The sequence below is a fragment of the Hylemonella gracilis ATCC 19624 genome (assembly GCF_000211835.1).
In the GTDB taxonomy this organism is placed as follows: domain Bacteria; phylum Pseudomonadota; class Gammaproteobacteria; order Burkholderiales; family Burkholderiaceae_C; genus Hylemonella; species Hylemonella gracilis.
Map to the genome: position 1 here is coordinate 75421 of NZ_AEGR01000093.1, position 19971 is coordinate 95391.

Genomic DNA, 19971 nt, shown 5'->3' on the forward strand with positions numbered 1-19971 from the left:
GAGTTTGCCATCATGACTTTGCTGATCGTCGGCCTGCTGCTGTTCCTGGGGGTGCACTCCATCGGCATGCTGGCACCCACCGCGAGGGAACAATGGCGTGCGCGTCTGGGTGCGGGCACCTGGAAGGCGCTGTATTCCCTGATCGCCCTCGCCGGCTTGGCACTGATCGCCTGGGGCTTTGATGCCGCGCGCGAATATCCGGTGATCGTCTGGATGCCTTCCTCTCCCGGCATGGCGATGGGCCTGCGCCATCTGACCGCCTTGTTCACTGTTCTTGCCTTCGTGTTGCTGGCGGCTGCTTATGTACCGGGCAATCACCTGAAGGCACGCTTTGGCCACCCCATGGTGCTGGGGGTGAAAACCTGGGCCTTGGCCCATCTGTTGGTGGCTGGCATGCTGGCCCATCTGCTGCTGTTCGGCAGTTTTCTGCTCTGGGCCATTGCCAACTACGCCGTCTCTCGCCGGCGCGACCGGCGTACCGGTGTCACTTACCCACAGGGCCGGTGGACCGCCACGGTCTTGGCCGTGGCCTTGGGTCTCGCCGGCTGGGCCGTGTTCGCTTTCGGTTTGCACGGCTTGCTGATCGGAATCAAACCACTCGGTTGATCCGATCTTGGGCGTCATCGCGCCCAGTCAAGTGCTCAGCGCGGACGAGGGCCGGGAGCCGGGCCGCCAGGCTCTTCGCCGAAGAAGGGCCGTTGCGTGCGCTCATCGAAAGTTTTTTGCTGTTCCGCGCTCAAAGAGGCGTAGAAGGTTCGGGTTGCTTCTTCGCGTCGCGTCGCGGCCGCATCACGTTCCTGTCGCCAAGCGCGCATGCGGTCCAGGCGCTCTGGTGTCTTGAGCTTTGCCCACTCATCGCGTGGCGCGTCCTCGCGATGGGCTCGTGCCTCGCGCGCCGGGGGTTTGACGGCGGCTTGGAAAGTGTCCCAAGCGCCTGTCTGGGAAGGCGTCAGTTTCAGACTGGCCTTGAGTTCAGCAAGACGTTTTTCCCAGTGATCCGCTTGACCTGCCGCCATGCGATCGGGGCGGTGATCAGCGCCGCGTTCATCGTGCATTTCCGGTCCCGGTCCATTGGCCGAGGAGGGGGGCGCCGCCGATGCGGGCGCGGACGAGGCCAGCAGCAGGGAGGCCGCCAGCATCGCGGTCGACAGAGGGGTCATGCGTGTTTTCATGGCTTCATCCTTTCAAGCATCCCGCCGCGAATGGGCGGGTGAAGGAAGTGTGGGTTGCGTGCGTTTCTCCTGCGTGTGCTCGTGCTGATCGCAGGTAAAGAAGGACAAAGTCAAGTCAAAGGCCGAGGCGTTCGCGCCAGCCTGCCCTCACGTCGCCGTCGGCGCAGGGGGCTCGTCGTCGTAGTCCCGGGCCCGACCCTCATGCTTGGCTCCGTACAGAGCGCGGTCTGCCCGTTGGTACAGCGTTGCAGCCTCAGTGTCTTGTGCGTTCATCTGGGCCAGGCCACTCGAAAAACTGAGCGCGAGATCGGGATGGGCGGGCACGGGGAGGCTTTGCGTGAGGTCCTCCCGCAGACGCGCCAACACCTGGCGTGCGCCCTGCACGGTGGTGTTGGGCAACACCATCAGGAATTCTTCACCGCCGATGCGGCCCACCAGATCCAGCGGTCTGCGGCGAGCCTCGAATTTTTGAGCGAAATGAACGAGCACCTTGTCTCCGACGCTGTGGCCGTAGCGATCGTTGACTTGCTTGAAATGGTCCAGGTCGATCACGGCCAGGGTCAAGGGGTAACGCAGATCACGGGCCTGGTGGAACAAGGCGCCAAGCCGAGCAAAGACATGGCGCCGGTTGAACAGACCCGTCAGTGGGTCGGTGATGGCCAGCTGCACGGCTTGGTCTCGCGCTTGCTGCAGCATGGATTCATGGGCTTTGAGCGCCGTGACGTCGGTGACCACCGTGAGCAGCCAGCCATCGTTGTGCAGGGTCTCGGTGACTCGCATCCAGCGGCCGTCCACCATGTCGGATTCGAAGCAGCGCACGGCGGTTTGGCGTCGTCGTTGCGCGACCTGTCTCAACCAGCTGTTGATGTCGTTCGTCTGGATCAGCAGACCCGCGCGCGCCTGAAAGCAGTTGCGCATCATGTCGGTCCAATACGGGAACGCGCCGACCGCGATGCCGTAGGCTTCGCGCATGTACCGATTGGCGTAGCGCAGACGATCGTCGGGATCGAACAAGCCGATCCCGCTGGCTGCGTCATCCAGGCACTCGAGCAGTCGAAGGCGTGGGTCGTCGGTAGTCAAGCCGTGGTGGGTGAGTCCTAACTGGCTTGAATTGGAACACAGGCCCGGCTGTCTGGTCGAGTACCCCTTGTGGTTTGTAGGTCCCGGGGGCCGCGCCCCGCAGGACCACCGCTCAAGCGGTGTCGCCTGACTTGTTGGCGCAGGTGTTCCAACCCAAAAGTGCATAGGGCGGGCACCAACCCGTCAAGCCTGTGGCCAATGGAAGCAGGCCCAGCCAGCCCCACCAGCCGACGACACCTGCCAAGGCCAGGCCGATCAGCACCAGGCCGACCGTGATCCGGAGCGCGCGGTCCATGCCGCCGACATTGCGTTTCATGCACATCTCCTCAGTTGAGTGAAACAGAGGGGCGATCGGTGTCGCCCGCGAGGTCATCCAGGATGGGGCAGTCTGGCCGCTCATCGCCGTGGCAGTCGTGCAGCAGCTCCTTGAGGCTGCGTTGCATGGCTTGTAGCGATGCAATGCGGGCGGTCAGTTCGTCGACATGCCGTTGCGCGATCCGTTTGACGCTGGCGCTGGCGCGGCCCCGGTTGCTCCACAGGCCCAGCAACTCAGTGATTTCATCGAGGGAAAAGCCCAGGTCGCGTGCGCGCCGGATGAAGCGCAGCTGACGCACATCGGCTTCGCCATACTGCCGGTAGCCGCTGCCCGTGCGCGTCACCCGGGGCAGCAAGCCCAGCGATTCGTAGTGCCGCACCATCTTGGCCGAGATACCCGAGCGCTGGGCGGCCTGACCGATGGCGATGGGCCAGCGGTCCGGGCTGCGTGTTCCTTCAGGCCGCGACGGCATACCCTTCTTCCGTGATGGCGCGGCTCAGGGTTTCGCGCGGCTGCTGTGACTGCACCTCGACGAGGTTGTGGCTGCGGTCGATGCGGACTTCGGCCTGCGGATCGACCTGCCGGATCGCCTGTGTGACGGCTTTCTCACAGTGGCCGCAGCTCATGCCGGTGACGGTGAAGGACTGGTTCATGCGGTGTTCCTCCGAAATGCTGAGGTGTTTCATCCGGCAGATGCCGGTCATCACGCCATTGTCAACCTTGCCACCAGGGCAAGGTCAAGCCCCGGCGGCATGCCCTGTTTTGCCCGGTCTGTTGCACGCTGCCCCGGTTGCCGGGCTGCTTGACCTTGCCCTGGTGGCAAGGTTCAGAATCGTGCGCATGGACACTCTCGCCACCCCGCTCGCCACTGCGCCCCGTTCGGGGCAAGACCTGGCCACCCTGGATCTCGGCATCGGCGGCATGACCTGCGCCGCCTGTGTGCTGCGCGTGGAAAAGGCCTTGAAGAAAGTGCCCAGTGTGCAAGACGCAGTGGTCAATCTGGCCACCGAGACGGCCCGGGTCACCTACCGTCCGGACGCGTCCGATGAAGCGGCGCAGCTTCGACGCGCCGTCCGCAGTGCGGGTTACCAGCCACGGGCCGCCGACGCCCTGATGCACGAGGAGGTCTCTTCTTGGGCGGGCTTCGCTCCCGTGGCCTTGGGGGCGGTGCTTTCCTTGCCGCTGCTGGTGCCCATGCTGCTGGGCTGGTTGAGTTCGGGGTCGGGCGGCTCAGCCTGGATGCTGCCCGCCTGGGTGCAGTTTCTGCTCGCCACGCCAGTGCAATTCATCCTCGGCGCACGTTTCTACCTTGGAGCCTGGCATGCCGTGAAGAGTCGCACCGGCAATATGGATCTGTTGGTCGCGCTGGGGACCAGCTCGGGCTGGGGCCTGTCGGTATGGTTGTGGCTGAATGCAACCTCTGGCATGCATGCGGGCGCTCACACTGCTGCAGAGCCTCATCTTTACTTCGAGGCCAGTGCCGTGGTGATCACCCTGGTGCTGCTGGGCAAGTGGCTGGAGGCCCGCGCCAAACGCCAAACCACGGCCGCGATCCGTGCCCTGCATGCCCTGCGGCCCGAGCAGGCGCATTGGCTGGGGTCTGGTCAGGCTCCCCAGGAGGAGACCGACATCCCGATCGGCGAGCTGCTGGTGGGGGACCACGTGGCCGTGCGTCCCGGTGAGCGCATCCCCGCCGATGGTGTGCTGTTGGAGGGCGAGAGCCAGGTGGACGAGTCCATGCTGACCGGTGAACCCCTGCCGCTCGGCAAGGTCCCTGGCGCGACCTTGACCGGGGGCTCGGTCAACGGGGAGGGCCGCATCGTTCTGCGCGTCACGGCCACGGGCAGCGAGACGGTGCTGGCGCGCATCATCCGTTTGGTCGAAGACGCGCAGGCGGCCAAGGCACCGATCCAGCGTTTGGTGGATCAGGTCTCTGCGGTCTTCGTGCCCGTGGTGCTGGTGCTGGCCTTCCTCACTTTGGTTGGCTGGCTGTGGGTCGGCGTGGGCATGGAGGCGGCGCTCATGCACGCCGTGACGGTGCTGGTCATCGCTTGCCCCTGTGCGCTGGGCCTGGCCACGCCCACGGCCCTGATCGCGGGAGCCGGCGTGGCGGCACGGCGCGGCATTTTGATCAAGGATGCACAGGCCCTGGAGCTCGCGCATCGGGTCGACACGGTGGCCTTCGACAAGACCGGCACGTTGACCGTCGGCCAGCCCCGTCTGACCGCCTTGCTGGTGTCGCCCGGGCAAGATGAAACCTCACTGATACGAGCGGTTGCCAGTCTGCAGAGCGGCAGCGAGCACCCACTCGCGAAAGCCGTTCTGCAGGCCGCACGTGAGCGGGGCCTGGCCTGGCCTCAGCCGCAGGCGGTGCAGGCCGTGCCAGGGCGGGGGAGCCAGGGCGTGGTCGGGGGTGTGACCTGGCGCATCGGTAGTCTGCGCTGGATGGCTGAACTGGGCGCTGAACTGGGCGCCCTGGAAGCCCAGGCGACCCGACTGCAATCCGAGGGCGCGACCTTGTCCGTGCTGGCCGAAGCCGTGCCGGATGCGGGGGATGCGCCTCCCACGGTTCGGGTGCGTGCCTTGCTGGCCTTTGGCGACGAGCCCAAGCCCGGTGCCGCAGCGGCCTTGCAGAGCCTGCGTCAGCGGGGCTTGAGGCTGGTGATGATTTCCGGTGACAACCCGGGCGCGGCCGAAGCCATGGCCCGGCGGCTGGGTCTGCGACCGCAAGCCGGCGAGGTGTTGGCCAATGTATTGCCCGGCGACAAGGCCGCCCAGGTCTGCGCCCTGCGGGCAGGCGGGCATGTGGTGGCCATGGTGGGCGATGGCGTCAATGATGCTCCCGCCCTGGCCGCGGCGGATGTGGGCATCGCCATGGGCAATGGCACGGACGTGGCCATGCACGCGGCGGGCATCACCTTGATGCGGGGCGACCCGGCCTTGGTGGAGGCGGCGCTGGACATCTCCCGCCGCACCGTGCGCAAGATCCGACAGAACCTGTTCTGGGCCTTCATCTACAACGTGGCCGGCATTCCGCTGGCCGCCTTGGGGGTGTTGAGCCCCGTGGTGGCGGGCGCGGCCATGGCCTTGAGTTCCGTCAGCGTGATGGGCAATGCCTTGCTGCTGCGACGCTGGAAGGGGCGTTAAGGTCGTTGGGGAGCGGGTGGGCCGACCGGCGCAGGCGAGGTGTCCCGCTCCAGCCAACCCAGAAAGCGCAGTGCCTGGGTCCGGCTGTCGCCGCACATGTCGGGCGCGGGCATCAGGCTGCCGCACACGGCGGGTCGCTCGGGCCGACCGAAGAGCTTGCAACGCAGCGCCTCATCGAGTTGGATGCAGGGCACACCGGCCGGCTTGCTGACCCCATCGACCACCGGCATGCCCGGGATCGGGCTGGAGATGGACGGTGCGATGCAGCAGGCGGCGCAGCCGGGGCGACAGTCCATGGGGCAGGGATTCGCAGATTCAGCCGTTCAGCCGTTGCGCGGCGAACAGCACTTGGTCGATCACGCCCTGGACGGCGCCGCGGGCACGGTCTGAGAGCAGCAGCCCTTCGGCGTCAAACGCTTCGCCTGCGCGCCCCAAGGCATAACTCTGCGGCGTGACCCAGCACTGGAGATTCAGCAGCAAAGGCACCAGATGGCTTTGCGAGCGCAGGCCACCAAGCGCGCCCGGCGAGGCGCTGAGCACGCCCACCACCTTGCCGCGCGTAGATTTGTAGCCGTCGCTCCATTCCGGGTTGCCTGCAACCGGGCGCGAGAGCCAGTCAAAGGTGTTTTTCACCAGGGCCGGGTAACTGGCGTTGTACTCGGGCGTGCAGATGATCCAGGCCGGATGCTCGAAGAAGATGTGCTTGAGGCGGACCACGTCGGGTGGCGTGCCTTGGGCTTCCAGGTCGCCGTTGTAGAGCGGCACGTCGTAGTCGCCCAGCTCCAAATGCGTGACCTCGGCACCGCTGGCGCGGACCATGTCTGCCGTGACGCGGGCGAGTTGGCGGTTCAGGGATTGCTGGCGGGTGCTGCCCGCGAAGACCAGGACTTTCATGGCCGGCATTGGACCACAGACTTTGAGACCGTGGTCACGCCGGTGGGGCGGTGGCGTGTTCATTGACGTACGTGTTGCGGGCTCTGCGACTCGCAAAGTCATTCCGGCATCAGGAATCAGCAGGCACCCTCTCGTGTTGTTCCACGTGAAACACAAAACCTTGGCAGCGGCTGTGATGGCGCAAAAACAGACGGCCCGGTAAAATTTCGCCCCTCGCACTCCTACTCTGACTGTGAGTCCCGCCTTGATTCCCAAGGCTGCTGCCACAGGAGAAGCCCCCATGCTGTACCCCGAAGAATTTGAAGTCATCGTTGTCGGTGGCGGCCATGCCGGCACCGAAGCCGCCTTGGCGGCCGCGCGCATGGGTTGCAAAACCTTGCTGCTGACCCACAACATCGAAACCTTGGGGCAGATGAGCTGCAATCCCAGCATCGGTGGCATTGGCAAGGGGCACTTGGTCAAGGAAGTGGATGCGCTGGGCGGCGCCATGGCCATTGCCACGGACGAGGCCGGTATCCAGTTCCGCATCCTCAACGCCAGCAAGGGGCCGGCCGTGCGGGCCACACGCGCCCAGGCGGACCGCATTCTGTACAAGGCCGCCATCCGCCGACGTCTCGAAAACCAGCCGAACCTGATGCTGTTCCAGCAGGCCGTGGACGACCTGCTGGTGGAGGGTGACGGTGATGGGGCGAGGGTGGTCGGCGCTGTCACCCAGGCCGGCATCGCCTTCCGGGGCCGCACGGTTGTGCTCACGGCCGGGACCTTCTTGGACGGGAAGATCCATATCGGCCTGGACAACTATGCGGCCGGTCGGGCCGGGGACCCGCCGGCAGTGAGTCTTTCGGCGCGCCTCAAGGAACTGCAACTGCCCCAGGGCCGGCTCAAAACCGGCACGCCGCCGCGCCTGGACGGTCGCACCATCGACTTTTCCCAATGCACCGAACAGCCCGGGGACGGCATGCCCGGTGCCGCCAGTCAAGGCGCGAACGAGGGCGAAATCCCGGTGTTCAGCTTCATGGGCCTCCGCGAGATGCACCCGCGGCAGATGCCTTGCTGGATCACGCACACCAATGAACGCACGCACGAAATCATCCGTTCGGGTTTCGACCGCAGCCCCATGTTCACGGGCAAGATCGAGGGCGTGGGTCCGCGCTACTGCCCCAGCGTCGAAGACAAGATCAATCGATTCGCGGGCAAGGACAGCCACCAGATCTTCCTGGAGCCCGAGGGTCTGACCACGAACGAGTACTACCCCAACGGCATTTCCACCAGCCTGCCTTTTGACATCCAGCTGGCTCTGGTGCGTTCCATGCGGGGTCTGGAAAACGCCCAGATCCTGCGGCCTGGCTACGCCATCGAGTACGACTACTTCGACCCGCGCTCGCTCAAAAGCAGTTTCGAAACCCGCCAGATCCAGGGCTTGTTCTTCGCCGGCCAGATCAATGGCACCACGGGGTACGAGGAGGCCGCCGCCCAGGGGCTGTTCGCCGGCATCAATGCCGCCCTGCAATGCCGGGGCGAGGCGGCTTGGCTGCCGGGCCGCGACCAAGCCTACCTGGGCGTGCTGGTGGATGACCTGATCACCAAGGGGGTGACCGAGCCCTACCGCATGTTCACCAGCCGGGCCGAGTTCCGGTTGCAGCTGCGCGAGGACAACGCCGACATGCGCCTCACCGAGATTGGCCGCCGGCTGGGCCTGGTGGATGACGCCCGCTGGGAGGCTTTCAACCGCAAGCGGGACGCCGTTTCACGTGAAACCGAACGCCTGAAGTCGACCTGGGTGAATCCGCGCATCCTGCCTGCGGCTGAGGCCGAGCGGGTGCTGGGCGTGGGCATCGAGCACGAATACCACCTCTTTGACCTGCTGCGGCGCCCGGGCGTGAAGTACGCGGAACTGATGTCCATGGATGGCGGCAAGTACGCCAGCCCGGCTTCGGCGGCGCGGAACGAGTTGCCAGTTGCCGGCGCAGCTGCCGTGACACTGACCGGTGTTTCACGTGAAACCTTGGGTGATCTGTACGAGCCCGTGGTGGACCAGATCGAAATTGCCGCCAAGTACGCTGGCTACATCGACCGCCAGCGAGACGAAGTGGAGCGTGCCGCCCATTACGAACAACTTCAACTGCCGGCCGATCTGGACTACATGTCCGTGTCGGCGCTGAGCATCGAGGCCCGGCAGAAGTTGCAGAAGCATCGCCCGGAGACTTTGGGCCAGGCTTCACGCATCTCGGGCATCACGCCAGCCACCATCTCCCTGCTGCTGATCCATCTGCGCAAGAGCGGCTTCAAGGGTTTCGCCAAGATGGCCGAGGCGGCATGACGACAGCCGTGCATGCGACGAACCTGGCAGCCCGCCTGGAATCCGGTGCTGCCGCGCTGGGTTTGGCCTTGTCCGACACTCAGCGGACTCAGCTGCTGGACTACCTGGCCCTGGTTCAGAAGTGGAACAAGGTCTACAACCTGACGGCGCTACGGGACGCGGAGGAGATGCTCACGCACCACCTGCTGGACAGCATGGCCGTGATTGCGCCGCTGCGGCGGCAGACCCAGGGCCAGCCCGTGCGCTTGCTCGACGTGGGGTCTGGTGCGGGCTTGCCGGGCGTGGTCATCGCCATCTGCTGCCCAGAGATCGACGTGACTTGCGTGGACACCGTGGCCAAGAAAGCCACCTTCATCCAGCAGGTGGCGATCGCACTCAAGCTACCCCATTTGCATGGCGTGCATGCTCGGGTGGAAAGCCTCTCCGGTCCTTTCGACGTGGTGTCGTCTCGGGCCTTTGCCTCCCTGGCTGATTTCACCGCCTGGTCCTTTGGTGCCCTGGCGGCTCAGGGTGTCTGGATGGCGATGAAAGGGCGGCACCCGGTTGACGAAATTGCAGCCGTGTCCCCGGAGGTCGAGGTGTTTCACGTGGAACCACTGACCGTGCCTGGATTGGATGCGGAGCGTTGCATGGTCTGGTTACGCAAAAAAGCGGCTGCACGCGCCTTCGCCTGAGCCCCGCAGGCGGTGGGCGTCGTACACTCGACGCCTTCTTTTGAGAGACGATTCCCCATGTTCGGCATTGCAGACTACGGTGCTTTTGTCACCGCCATCGTCCTTTTCCTGTTGATTCCCGGGCCGGGCAATCTGGCCATCATCACCTCCACGGGCAAGGGTGGGCGTGCCGGGGGGCTGGCTGCATCGTTCGGCATCATCGTGGGCGATCAAATTTTGATGTGGTCCGCCGTTGCAGGCGTCGCCGCGCTGCTGGCGGCCTATCCCACGGCCTTTCATCTTGTGCAGTGGCTGGGCGCGGCCTACCTCGCGTGGATGGGCTTCAAGATGCTGACCGCCAAACCCGGCGATGCGCCCGTGCTGCACATCGAACCCCGCCAGTACTTCCGCCAGGCCTTCATCATCACCTTGCTCAACCCCAAGGCCATCGTGTTCTACATGGCTTTTTTTCCACTGTTCATTGACCCTGTGCAGCACCAGGGGCTGCTCACCTTTGGCGTGATGGCCGCTACCGTTGCGCTGCTCGGCTTTCTGTATTCGCTGATCGCCGTTTTGCTCACCCATCACCTGGCCGAGCGACTGCGCGCCAGTCCGCGCATCGGGCGAACGCTGGAAAAAATCGCGGGAATCTTCTTGATCGGTTTTGGCCTGAAGCTGGCGCTGACCAAGTAAGACAGCGCATCCCTAGACACACAAAGTTCAGAACACGAGGGCGGCATGGCCAAGATTTTTTGCGTTGCGAATCAGAAGGGTGGCGTGGGCAAGACCACGACCACGGTCAATCTGGCGGCTGGTTTGGCCAAGTTGAACCAGCGTGTGCTGATGGTCGATCTCGATCCACAGGGCAATGCCACGATGGGCTCGGGCGTGGACAAGCGCCAGCTGGCACGCACGGTCTATGACGTGCTGCTGGGGACCGCCACTGTCGCCGAGGCCCGCGTCAAGAGCGACAAGCTGGTCGAAGCCGGCTACAGCTACGACATCCTGGGCGCCAACCGTGAACTGGCCGGTGCCGAAGTCGAGCTGGTCGATTTGGAGCAGCGCGAGCGCCGCCTCAAGAACGCCCTGGCCCAGGTCATGGACGACTATGACTTCGTGCTGATCGATTGCCCGCCCAGCCTGTCCATGCTCACCCTCAACGGCCTGTGCGCCGCGCATGGCGTCATCGTGCCTATGCAGTGCGAGTACTTCGCGCTCGAGGGCCTGGCGGACCTGGTCAACACCATCAAGCAGGTGCATGCCAACCTGAACCCGGACCTGCAGATCATCGGCTTGCTGCGTGTCATGTACGACCCGCGTGTCACCCTGCAGGCCCAAGTCAGCGACCAGCTTAAGGCGCACTTCGGCGACAAGGTGTTCGACGCCGTGATCCCCCGCAATGTGCGCCTGGCCGAGGCGCCGAGCTACGGCCTGCCTGGCGTGGTCTTCGATCCGGCCGCGCGCGGCGCCCAGTCTTTCTTCACGTTTGCGGAAGAAATGGTCGGGCGCATCGGCAAGATGTGACACAAAAGTAAGCGCCTGCTGTCGAATGAACCATTCCAAAGTTTTGCTCCTGCCCGGCTGGTACAACTCCGGTGCGGCCCATTGGCAGAGCCTGTGGGAAGCCCAGCACGGCTATGTGCGGGTCCAGCAGCATGATTGGGAGCGCCCACTTCGTGGCGACTGGCAAATCCAGCTGGAGGAAACCATCCTCGCCCGCGACACGGACCGCACCGGCCCCGTGGTGCTGGTGGCGCACAGCCTGGGTTGCATCCTGGTGGCGGCCTGGGCCGCGCACAGCCGCAACACGCACCGTGTCCAGGGCGCCCTGCTGGTTGCTCCGGGGGACGCCGAGCGCGAGGAGCTCCGCGGCCAGCTGCCCAGTTGGTCGCCCATCGTGCGCCAACGCCTGCCCTTTCCCAGCATCCTTTTGGGCAGCCGCAATGACCCGTACTGCGGCTTCGACCGTGCGCAGGGTTTGGCGGCGGATTGGGGCGCGCGTTTCATCGACTACGGAGAGCGAGGCCACATCAATGCCGACTCGGGCCTGGGCGACTGGCCCGAAGGCCATGCCTTGCTGCAGACCCTGATGCAGCCGCCCGCCTAGCCCCGCGGCACGATGAAACAACGACACACGAAACGGCGGTTTCCACAAACTGCCCTGGCGGCCATGCCGCCCGATCTGAACCTGAACCTGACGCCACCGGGAGTACACACAGAAATGGTCACGAAAAAAACCAGGGGCCTGGGCCTGGGCCTGGAAGCCCTGCTGGGTCCCAAGGTCGAGGAACACCAGGCCGAGCCCGCGCCGGACGGCGTGGTGCCTCAAGCCGGTCAGGTCGGCAGCCTGCGCCTGGACGAGATGGTGCCCGGCATGTACCAGCCGCGCACCCGCATGGACGAGGGCGCCCTGTACGAGCTGGCCGAGTCCATCAAGGCCCAGGGCATCATGTCGCCCATCCTGGTCCGCAAGCTCCATGAAGGGCCGAACGCGGGCAAGCACGAAATCATCGCGGGCGAACGGCGTTTCCGTGCCGCCAAGCTCGCGGGCCTGGACAGCGTGCCCGTGCTGGTGCGCGAGGTGCCCAACGAGGCCGCGGCCGCGATGGCGCTCATCGAGAACATCCAGCGCGAGGACCTCAACCCGCTGGAAGAGGCCCAGGGTCTGCAGCGCCTGATCCGCGAATTCGGCCTGACGCACGAGCAGGCCGCGCAGGCCGTGGGCCGCTCGCGCAGCGCCGCCAGCAACCTGCTGCGCTTGCTCAACCTGGCCGAGCCGGTGCAGGCCATGCTGATGGCGGGTGACCTGGACATGGGCCACGCGCGTGCCTTGCTCGCGCTGGACCGCGCCACCCAGATCACGGCGGCCAACCAGATCGCCGCGAAGAAGTATTCCGTCCGCGAGGCCGAGAGTCTGGTCAAGAAGCTGGGTGCCGAATTCAGCCTGGCGCCGCAGAAACCGGGCAAGGAAAAATCGCGCGACCTCAAACGGGTCGAGGAAGAACTGTCGGACTTGCTGACCGCGCAAGTCGAGGTGCGCGTCAAGAAGCGTGTGAAGCGCAATGGTCGCGTCGAGGAAATGGGCGAGCTGTCGGTGCAGTTCGGATCGCTCGACGAGCTCAACGGCCTGATCGATCGCTTGCGCCGCGCCGGCGGCGGCGACTGACCGCACGCCCAGCAGCAGGCGCACCATGCGGTCCTCCTTGCCTCGGATGTCGTTCCGGTCTTTCGGCTGGCCCCTGCCTGCCTTGATGGCCTGGAGCGTCTGCTGGTTTCTTTATTCCCTGCTTCAGCTGAAGACCAGCCTGCCTCTGTGGGCGGTCCTGGGCTTGGTGACCCTGGCCGGTGTGCTGCTCAGCCTGCTGGGCGGTACCTGGTGGCGCCGTCTGGTGATCGGCCTCGGTTTTCCGCTGTCGCTCTTTTTCTCGGGTGCGCTGAGCGTGCCGGCCTGGGCCTGGTTGCTGCCGCTGGCCCTGCTGGCTTTGATCTACCCGCTCAACGCCTGGCGTGACGCGCCCTTGTTTCCCACGCCCGAAGACGCCCTGAACGACTTGCCCGAGGTGGCGCCGCTGGAGCCCGGTGCCCGGGTGCTGGACGCGGGTTGCGGCCTGGGCCACGGGCTGGAGGCGCTGCGTCAAGCGTATCCGCTGGCCGAGTTGCATGGTGTGGAATGGAGCCGCCCGCTGGCTTGGTGGTGCCAGCGGCGCTGCCAGGGCCGCGGCGTCCACGCGCACGTGGAGCGGGGTGACATGTGGGAGGTCGACTGGTCGACCTACGATCTGGTCTATCTGTTCCAGCGCCCTGAGACCTTGCCCCGTGCCATGGCCAAGGCCGAGGCGGAGCTGCGACCCGGTGCCTGGCTGGTGAGCCTGGAGTTCGAAGCGCGTGGCTTCAAGCCTACGGCCAAGCTGAAAACCGACTCAGGTAAGCCGGTCTGGGTGTATCGCTGGCCTGCCGTGCCTGTTGCCACCGGCACCGCAGCGCCGACAGACTCTGCCAGACGCTGAAACCGCCGCGTCGCTGTGCCATCATGCCGGCATGGCGTCGACGGCGCACCCCACCTCCGCAGGCCTGGCCACGGGCGATGAAGGGGCTCGCGTGCTGGTCGTGGACGACGATGTCCTGAACTTGCGCGTCGCGTCGCGTCTGCTGCGGGAAATGGGCTGCCGGGGTGCGCTGGCGCCGGACGGGCGCACGGCCTTGGATCTCGTGCGGAAAGAGGCTTTTGACCTCGTGCTGCTCGACATCAGCATGCCCGAGTTCAATGGCCAGGACACCCTCCTGGCCTTGCGTGAGTTGGCGGGTCAGCGTTTGCCGATCGTCATGGTCACTGGCCACGATGACGAGGCCACGCGCAGGCATTACCTCGCCCTGGGCGCGGATGGTTTACTCCCCAAACCCTTGTCCATTCCCGCGCTGCGCGACGTCATGCGTGGCGCAGGCCTGCGCATGCCCGGCTGAGTTCCCATGGAAGCGGCCGCGCTGATCGGTTTGTCCGCGGTGCTTGCGCAGGGGGGCTTGCTCGGTGCCGCTTGGTGGTTCTGGCTTCGGCGGCGCCGTGAACGACCTCCGCTGGACATCGCGCAGCTGCTCCGCATGGCGCGCTCGCCCCAGGACGCCGTGGCCTTCACCGACGTCGCTGGCCGCATCGTCTGGGCCGACACGGCCTATGCCCATCTGACGGGCCATGGTCTGGACGATCTGACGCGCATGACATTGCCTGAACTCCTGCGCAACGCCGTGCTGCCCGGACCGCGCCGCCTGGAACTGGACGCGGCCTTGCACGCCCGCACGCCCCTGCGCGTGGATGTGCAGTTCCGCCGTCCGGGTGGCCACGCACGCTGGACGATGGTTGAACTCCATCCCTTGCGGGACCCCGAGCAGGCTGAGTTCATCGGCTGGATGGTCGTGCAGATCGACATCGACCTCGCGCGCGGGGAGCAAGAACGGGTGCGACAAGCCTTGCGGGACCATGAAAACCTCAACAGCATCATGGACCAGCACGCCATCGTCTCCGAGACGGATTTGCAGGGCCGCATCCTGCGCTTCAACGAGCGCTTCACGCACATCAGCGGCTATGCCCAGGATGAACTGCTGGGCCTCAATCACAATCTGTTGAACTCGGGTCACCACACGCCGGACTTCTGGCGAGACATGTGGAGCACCATCGGGCAAGGGCGCGTGTGGCGCGGCGAGATTTGCAACCGCGCGAAGAACGGCTCGCTGTATTGGGTGGACAGTGTGATCGCGCCGCTGATGGGTCCGGACGGGCTGCCCGAGCGGTATGTCTCGGTGCGCACCGACATCACGGCGCGCAAGAACCACGAAGTGCTGCTGCAGCGCACGGGCCGCATCGCGGGCGTGGGCGGCTGGCATGGCGACCTGGGCTCGGGCGTGTTGAATTTTTCCGAGGAGGCGCGTGCCATTCTCCGGCTTGACGCGGCGCAGTTGCCGGTCAGCGAGGTCATGCAAGGCCTGGCACCTCAGGTGGCCCAGGAGCTGCGGGGCCATGTCGATGCCTTGGTTCAAGGACGGGCCCAGGTCTTCAGCCAGTCCCTCAAGGTCGAGCAGGCAGACGGGTCCGAAGTGTGGGTGCGCCTGAGCGGCGAGGTCGAGCTGTACAAGGGCAAGCCGCAACGCGTGATTGGCGCGGTGCAGGACATCAGCTCCTACGTGTTGGCGCGTCAGCGCATCCAAGCCGGCGAGCGTCTCTTGCGCTCGGCCTTCGAGGCCTTGGGTGAAGCCTTTGCCGTCTACGACAAGCACGAGCGCTTGCTGTTCTACAACGACAAGTACCGTGAAATCCTGGGCGCCAAGCGCAGTGCCATCACCACCGGCTTGACCTTCGACACGGTCGCCCAAATGCTGATCGACGCCGGTGTGTACCGTGGCAACACCGATCCACGCACCCGGCTGCGCGAGATGCGGCAGATGATGGAGCGCCCGGACTTCCGCTACCAGGTGCAGCTCAGCACTGGGCGCTGGGTGAAGTACATCGGCCACGCGACGCCGGATGGCCTGCATGTGCTGTTTCGCATCGACATCACCGACATCCAGGAGGCGCTGCAGGCGGCTCAGGCGGCCGCGGAGGGCAAGAGTCGGTTCCTGGCCAATATGAGTCATGAAATCCGAACGCCGATGAATGCCGTCATGGGCATGTTGCAGCTGCTGGAGCAGACCCCGCTGGACGCGGAGCAAGAAGACCTGCTGGGCAAGATCGGGAGCGCCGCGCGCATGCTCCTGGGCATCCTCAACGACATCCTTGATTTCTCCAAGATCGAGGCGGGCAAGATGCCCTTGGACCTGGAACCCTTCGCGCTCGACACCTTGTATGCCGAACTCTCGCCCATTCTGTCCGGGGCCTTGGGCGACAAATCCCTGGAGCTGATTTACGACATCGATCCCGCCATTCCACTCGTGCTACGGGGCGACATGCTGCGCCTCAAGCAAGTCCTCATGAACCTGGGCGGCAACGCCATCAAGTTCACGGCCCAGGGACAGGTGTTGCTTCGCGTGCGCCAGATGCGCCGTGACGAGCACGGCGTTCTGCTGGAGTTCGCCGTGCAGGACACGGGCATCGGAATCAGCCCGGACCAGATTCAGCACATCTTCAGCGGGTTCAGCCAGGCCGAGGCCTCCACCTCGCGTCGTTACGGCGGCACCGGACTGGGCCTGGCCATCAGCCAGCGCTTGGTGGGCCTGATGGTCGAAGCCAGCGGAGAAGGACGCGCGCTGACCGTCGAGAGCGAGCCGGGGCGTGGGAGCTGTTTCTCCTTTCAGCTGTGTTTGGGGGTCCCTGAACTGGGTGATGAAGCCCTCATCAAGAGCGGTGAGGAGGCAACACGCATCTGGCTGTTGGCGCCTGCCACGCCCTCGCGCTCCGCTTTGTCGGGCATGCTGGCTGGCCAGGGTTGGCAGGTGCAAGTGCTGGATGATTTGTCTGTGCTGCGCGAGGCAATCCAGCACCTGAAGGCCGCCGCCGCACCAGGGGCCGTCTTGCTCGACCTGGATGGGCCGGATGCCGAGGCGTGGTCGCGCGAACTCAATGCCTGGCCCAAGGATCAGGTCCCAGAGCCTGATGTCCTGACCGTCAGCGCCCGACCGCGGCGGGGTGGTTTGCGCAAGCCCCTGACCCCCGGCATGGTCCGAGCCGCGCTGCGCCGCAAGCGCGCACCCGCGCAACGGCCGCCCAGCGCGCCTTCCGCCAAGGGCCAGCGGTTGGCGGGACTTCGCTTGCTGCTGGTGGAAGACAACCTGATCAACCAGGAGGTCGCGCGTCGCATGCTGAGCCGCGAAGGCGCCGAGATCCGCGTCGCGGGAAATGGCCAGCAAGCACTGGATGCGCTGAATGCCGCACCCGCTGCCTATGACCTGGTGCTGATGGACATGCAGATGCCGGTGCTGGATGGCTTGCAGGCCACCCGCGCCATCCGTCGCCAGGGCGCGCGGGCCCAAACCGCACCCGATGCCCGTCCTGGACAGGCCGGCTGGCTCAAGCTGCCCATCATCGCGATGACCGCCAACGCCATGGTGTCGGACCGCCAAGCCTGTCTGGATGCGGGCATGAATGACCACATTGGCAAACCTTTCGAGCAGGAGCTGCTGATCCAACGCGTCTTGCACCATGTCCACGGCGTTACTGTGTCAGGCGCCAGCTCCGCGCCGCTCCCCGAGCCACCACCATCGATCACGTCGGCGCCGCTGTCGCCCTTGGACGAGTGGCCACTGCTGGACTCCGAGGGCGCGCTGAACCGACTGGCGGCCGATGCGGTCTTTTACGACCGTCTGCTGCAGGACTTCTCGACCCAAGCCCAGCGGCTGTGCGACGACATCGCTCAGGGCGCGGAGGAACGTGTGCGCGACGCGGCGCATGAGCTCAAGAGTGCCGCGCGCACCGTCGGGGCCTTGCGCCTGGGCGAACTGGCCGCCCGCATCGAGCGCCAGGCGCGGCAGGACCCCAGGGTCGGTGCGCCTGGTCAGCCCGAATCCCACCCCGCTTCACCTGCGCTGCCCGCCGCCGTGACGGCGTTGAGAGCCCAACTGGCGCTAGTCTGGACGCACACCGCGGCGGCGCAGGCCCAGTGGCGCGCGACGCAAGAGACGGCGGCATCGGCGTCCTCGCCGGCCTCGCCCCAGCCCGCCCCCACGGCGCAAGAGTGGTTGCAGGCGCTGGATACCCTGGCCTGCTGCCTGCGCGGCAAGGACTTGGCGGCGCTGGACCTGGCCGACGCTCTGCCGGTCCGTTTTGCGTCCATGCCCGTCTCGCCCGCCCAGGCGGCCAGTCTGCAGGAAGGGCTGCGCGCGCTTCAGGAGGCCATGGCGGTTTTTGACACTGGCAGGGCATTGACCGCCGTGCAAGCCTTGCGCACAGTGGAGCCGATGCCCGCGCTGTACTGTGAATTTGAAAAAACAAAAAACTGAAAACAAGGAGCCTGCAAGCCTCCCCAAGGCACGCAGGTAGGACAAGGTCTGCACAAGCGGCCTCGACAACCGCCCTGGTCCGTCCAGGCCGCGCGTGCGTTTGGAGAAGCTTTCACCCGCCGCCGATCGGAACATCAAGCGTCAAGAACGCTGCACCCATCCAAGGAGCCATCGCATCATGCGCCTCAACCTGCCCGTCACCCAGAACGGCTATACCTTTCCCGCCGACCAGACCCTGATCTCCATCACGGATCTGAAGGGGCGCATGACTTACTGCAACACCAACTTCGCCAGCGTCAGCGGCTACACGGTGTCGGAGTTGATGGGGCAGCCGCACAACCTGGTGCGCCACCCCGACATGCCCGAGGAGGCGTTCCGTGACATGTGGGACACCATCCAGAATGGACGACCTTGGACCGCCCTGGTCAAGAACAGGCGCAAGAACGGGGATTACTACTGGGTGCGCGCCAACGCCACGCCGATGCGTGATGGCGAGCGCATCATTGGTTATCTCTCGGTGCGCACCCGCGCACCCGACTCGGAAATCGCCGGCGCCGAGGCGTTGTACGCCACCATGCGGGAGGAAGCCGCCGCGGGGCGTCGGGTGCATGTGCTGCACCATGGCGAGGTTCGCAACAACAGCCTGACGGGTCGGCTCTGGCGTTGGCTGCGACCTGAACTGCGCGGCAGCTACTTCACGGCCATGTTGGTCACGGCCCTGATTGGGCCGCTGCTCGCGCACTTCGGTTTCTCCCCCTGGGTGGGCACGGCCGCCGCCGTCCTCGCCGCGTTGGTCTTTGGCTTCTACCTGGTGCGCGTTGGCATCAAGCCTTTGGAGAGCGTGATCGAGACGGCGAACTTGCTGGCGGCCGGTGACTTGACGCGCCAGGTGCAAGTCACCAGCAAGGGCGAGATTGGCCAGTTGCAGCTGGCCCTGGCCCAGCTGGCCGTCTCCGTGCGCACCGTCGTGCGGGACGTTCGGCACGAGGTGGCCAATCTGCTGGGGAGCGCGCGCGAAATCGCCAGTGGGAACGCCGACATGTCCGCGCGCACCGAGTCGCAGGCCAGCAGCCTGGAACAGACCGCGGCCGCCATGGATCAGATCAACGGCACCATCCAGCAGACCAGCAAGCTGGCGGAGGAGGGCGCGGGCGTGGCGCGCGAGACCGCGGGCGTGGCGCAGCGCAGCCACGAGGCGGTCCAGAGCGTGGCCAGCACCATGGACGAGATCGCCGAGTCGTCCCGCCGCATCAACGACATTATCCAGGTGATCGAAGGCATCGCCTTCCAGACCAACATCCTGGCCCTGAACGCGGCGGTGGAAGCCGCCCGGGCGGGTGAACAGGGTCGCGGTTTCGCGGTCGTGGCTGCCGAGGTGCGCACCCTGGCCGGACGCACGACGGACGCCTCGAAGGAAATCAAGGGCCTGATCGAAGAGTCGCGCCAGCGCGTCGAACTCGGTGGGCAGCGCGCGGTCGATGCGCGCGGACGCATGGACGGGGTCATGGAGTCGGTCGGTCGGGTGTCCGCCCTGCTGGACCAGATCAACACCGCAGCGCGTGAGCAAGCCTCGGGCGCGGCGCAAATCAATTCGGCGGTCTCCCATCTCGATGGCATCACGCAGCAGAATGCCGCGATGGTGGAAGAGCTGGCCGCCTCGGCCAAGTCCCTCAACGACCAGGTGGGCATGGTGCACAACACCATCCGCGTGTTCCGCCTCACCGACAAGGACAAGACCCTGGCCGAGGCCGATGCCGTGGCCCTGCGCAAGCACGGTCGCGGGGACCTCGATGCGCAGGACGATCCGGCCCCCGCGCCCCAGGGGCGCATCGGCATGAAATCGGCATGATCCGGGCTCGTGCCATCATCGGCCTTTCGCCGAAGCCGCTTGCGGCGCACAGCGCACGCCTGACCTCCTGACGACAACGGGCCGCCCGGCCTCGTTCCTGGCGGCATCCTGAGGTTTTC

General features: G+C 65.7%; 19 protein-coding genes. 12 read left to right on the top strand and 7 right to left on the bottom strand.

Annotated features, from left to right (window positions below; translation table 11 throughout):
- Nucleotides 1-12: 12 nt before the first annotated feature.
- Nucleotides 13-606 (top strand): NnrU family protein, encoded by a 594-nt coding sequence (locus tag HGR_RS14400; RefSeq protein ID WP_006299055.1) that lies wholly within the window; start codon nt 13-15, stop codon nt 604-606.
- Nucleotides 607-641: 35 nt separating this feature from the next.
- Here HGR_RS14400 and HGR_RS14405 read toward each other — a convergent pair whose 3' ends face one another.
- The 5 genes from HGR_RS14405 to HGR_RS14425 form a co-directional block, all read right to left on the bottom strand.
- Nucleotides 642-1172: a Spy/CpxP family protein refolding chaperone gene (locus HGR_RS14405; protein WP_081463556.1), complete on the bottom strand. Its 531-nt coding sequence runs from the start codon at nt 1170-1172 to the stop codon at nt 642-644.
- A gap of 147 nt (nt 1173-1319) precedes the next feature.
- Nucleotides 1320-2252: a GGDEF domain-containing protein gene (locus tag HGR_RS14410; RefSeq protein ID WP_006299058.1), complete on the bottom strand. Its 933-nt coding sequence runs from the start codon at nt 2250-2252 to the stop codon at nt 1320-1322.
- A gap of 112 nt (nt 2253-2364) precedes the next feature.
- On the bottom strand, nt 2365-2568 hold the full coding sequence (locus tag HGR_RS14415) for a YgaP family membrane protein (protein ID WP_006299061.1): 204 nt from the start codon (nt 2566-2568) through the stop codon (nt 2365-2367).
- Nucleotides 2569-2578: 10 nt separating this feature from the next.
- Entirely contained in the window at nt 2579-3040 is a 462-nt protein-coding gene (cueR, locus tag HGR_RS14420) for a Cu(I)-responsive transcriptional regulator (protein ID WP_006299062.1), read from the bottom strand.
- Nucleotides 3024-3221, bottom strand: coding sequence for a heavy-metal-associated domain-containing protein (locus tag HGR_RS14425; RefSeq protein WP_039853768.1), 198 nt, complete (start codon nt 3219-3221; stop codon nt 3024-3026). The genes cueR and HGR_RS14425 overlap by 17 nt, the downstream gene beginning before the upstream one ends.
- A 187-nt stretch (nt 3222-3408) precedes the next feature.
- On the opposite strand from HGR_RS14425, the gene HGR_RS14430 reads away from it, so the two are divergent.
- Nucleotides 3409-5715, top strand: coding sequence for a heavy metal translocating P-type ATPase (locus HGR_RS14430; protein ID WP_006299064.1), 2307 nt, complete (start codon nt 3409-3411; stop codon nt 5713-5715).
- On the opposite strand, the gene HGR_RS14435 is transcribed toward HGR_RS14430, so the two are convergent.
- Both HGR_RS14435 and HGR_RS14440 read right to left on the bottom strand, forming a co-directional pair.
- Nucleotides 5712-6011 carry a YkgJ family cysteine cluster protein gene (locus tag HGR_RS14435; protein ID WP_006299065.1) on the bottom strand — a complete coding sequence of 100 codons (300 nt, stop codon included), beginning with the start codon at nt 6009-6011 and terminating at the stop codon, nt 5712-5714. The two genes, HGR_RS14430 and HGR_RS14435, sit on opposite strands and share 4 nt — an antisense overlap.
- Before the next feature lie 19 nt (nt 6012-6030).
- The gene (locus HGR_RS14440; protein ID WP_138922545.1) at nt 6031-6609 is read right to left on the bottom strand and encodes an NADPH-dependent FMN reductase; all 579 of its coding nucleotides are present in this window, start codon (nt 6607-6609) and stop codon (nt 6031-6033) included.
- A gap of 280 nt (nt 6610-6889) precedes the next feature.
- Between HGR_RS14440 and mnmG the strand changes: the two genes are divergently transcribed.
- The 10 genes from mnmG (at nt 6890) to HGR_RS14490 (ending at nt 19852) form a co-directional block, all read left to right on the top strand.
- Complete coding sequence (gene mnmG, locus HGR_RS14445) at nt 6890-8929, top strand: tRNA uridine-5-carboxymethylaminomethyl(34) synthesis enzyme MnmG (protein WP_006299067.1); 2040 nt, start codon at nt 6890-6892, stop codon at nt 8927-8929.
- Nucleotides 8926-9603: a 16S rRNA (guanine(527)-N(7))-methyltransferase RsmG gene (gene rsmG / locus HGR_RS14450; RefSeq protein WP_006299068.1), complete on the top strand. Its 678-nt coding sequence runs from the start codon at nt 8926-8928 to the stop codon at nt 9601-9603. The genes mnmG and rsmG overlap by 4 nt, the downstream gene beginning before the upstream one ends.
- Before the next feature lie 57 nt (nt 9604-9660).
- Nucleotides 9661-10275 (top strand): LysE family translocator, encoded by a 615-nt coding sequence (locus tag HGR_RS14455; protein ID WP_006299069.1) that lies wholly within the window; start codon nt 9661-9663, stop codon nt 10273-10275.
- A 45-nt stretch (nt 10276-10320) separates the two neighbouring features.
- Nucleotides 10321-11106 (top strand): ParA family protein, encoded by a 786-nt coding sequence (locus HGR_RS14460; RefSeq protein WP_006299070.1) that lies wholly within the window; start codon nt 10321-10323, stop codon nt 11104-11106.
- Nucleotides 11107-11131: 25 nt separating this feature from the next.
- Nucleotides 11132-11689, top strand: coding sequence for an RBBP9/YdeN family alpha/beta hydrolase (locus HGR_RS14465; protein ID WP_006299071.1), 558 nt, complete (start codon nt 11132-11134; stop codon nt 11687-11689).
- Between the two features lie 114 nt (nt 11690-11803).
- Nucleotides 11804-12748: a ParB/RepB/Spo0J family partition protein gene (locus HGR_RS14470; protein WP_006299072.1), complete on the top strand. Its 945-nt coding sequence runs from the start codon at nt 11804-11806 to the stop codon at nt 12746-12748.
- A 25-nt stretch (nt 12749-12773) separates the two neighbouring features.
- Nucleotides 12774-13589 (top strand): class I SAM-dependent methyltransferase, encoded by an 816-nt coding sequence (locus HGR_RS14475; protein ID WP_237701424.1) that lies wholly within the window; start codon nt 12774-12776, stop codon nt 13587-13589.
- 31 nt (nt 13590-13620) lie between these two features.
- Complete coding sequence (locus HGR_RS14480) at nt 13621-14043, top strand: response regulator (protein ID WP_006299074.1); 423 nt, start codon at nt 13621-13623, stop codon at nt 14041-14043.
- A gap of 6 nt (nt 14044-14049) precedes the next feature.
- Nucleotides 14050-18003 (top strand): PAS domain S-box protein, encoded by a 3954-nt coding sequence (locus tag HGR_RS14485; RefSeq protein WP_006299075.1) that lies wholly within the window; start codon nt 14050-14052, stop codon nt 18001-18003.
- 178 nt (nt 18004-18181) lie between these two features.
- Nucleotides 18182-19852 carry a methyl-accepting chemotaxis protein gene (locus tag HGR_RS14490; RefSeq protein WP_006299076.1) on the top strand — a complete coding sequence of 557 codons (1671 nt, stop codon included), beginning with the start codon at nt 18182-18184 and terminating at the stop codon, nt 19850-19852.
- The last annotated feature ends 119 nt before the right edge of the window (nt 19853-19971 follow it).

Bases quoted from the DNA above. Each gene is read 5' to 3' on its own strand.
- HGR_RS14400 (WP_006299055.1), top strand. From the start codon at position 13: ATGACTTTGCTGATCGTCGGCCTGCTGCTGTTCCTGGGGGTGCACTCC.
- HGR_RS14405 (WP_081463556.1), bottom strand. From the start codon at position 1,172: ATGAAAACACGCATGACCCCTCTGTCGACCGCGATGCTGGCGGCCTCC.
- HGR_RS14415 (WP_006299061.1), bottom strand. From the start codon at position 2,568: ATGAAACGCAATGTCGGCGGCATGGACCGCGCGCTCCGGATCACGGTC.
- cueR (WP_006299062.1), bottom strand. From the start codon at position 3,040: ATGCCGTCGCGGCCTGAAGGAACACGCAGCCCGGACCGCTGGCCCATC.
- HGR_RS14425 (WP_039853768.1), bottom strand. From the start codon at position 3,221: ATGAACCAGTCCTTCACCGTCACCGGCATGAGCTGCGGCCACTGTGAG.
- HGR_RS14430 (WP_006299064.1), top strand. From the start codon at position 3,409: ATGGACACTCTCGCCACCCCGCTCGCCACTGCGCCCCGTTCGGGGCAA.
- HGR_RS14435 (WP_006299065.1), bottom strand. From the start codon at position 6,011: ATGGACTGTCGCCCCGGCTGCGCCGCCTGCTGCATCGCACCGTCCATC.
- HGR_RS14440 (WP_138922545.1), bottom strand. From the start codon at position 6,609: ATGAAAGTCCTGGTCTTCGCGGGCAGCACCCGCCAGCAATCCCTGAAC.
- mnmG (WP_006299067.1), top strand. From the start codon at position 6,890: ATGCTGTACCCCGAAGAATTTGAAGTCATCGTTGTCGGTGGCGGCCAT.
- rsmG (WP_006299068.1), top strand. From the start codon at position 8,926: ATGACGACAGCCGTGCATGCGACGAACCTGGCAGCCCGCCTGGAATCC.
- HGR_RS14455 (WP_006299069.1), top strand. From the start codon at position 9,661: ATGTTCGGCATTGCAGACTACGGTGCTTTTGTCACCGCCATCGTCCTT.
- HGR_RS14460 (WP_006299070.1), top strand. From the start codon at position 10,321: ATGGCCAAGATTTTTTGCGTTGCGAATCAGAAGGGTGGCGTGGGCAAG.
- HGR_RS14465 (WP_006299071.1), top strand. From the start codon at position 11,132: ATGAACCATTCCAAAGTTTTGCTCCTGCCCGGCTGGTACAACTCCGGT.
- HGR_RS14470 (WP_006299072.1), top strand. From the start codon at position 11,804: ATGGTCACGAAAAAAACCAGGGGCCTGGGCCTGGGCCTGGAAGCCCTG.
- HGR_RS14475 (WP_237701424.1), top strand. From the start codon at position 12,774: ATGCGGTCCTCCTTGCCTCGGATGTCGTTCCGGTCTTTCGGCTGGCCC.
- HGR_RS14480 (WP_006299074.1), top strand. From the start codon at position 13,621: ATGGCGTCGACGGCGCACCCCACCTCCGCAGGCCTGGCCACGGGCGAT.
- HGR_RS14485 (WP_006299075.1), top strand. From the start codon at position 14,050: ATGGAAGCGGCCGCGCTGATCGGTTTGTCCGCGGTGCTTGCGCAGGGG.
- HGR_RS14490 (WP_006299076.1), top strand. From the start codon at position 18,182: ATGCGCCTCAACCTGCCCGTCACCCAGAACGGCTATACCTTTCCCGCC.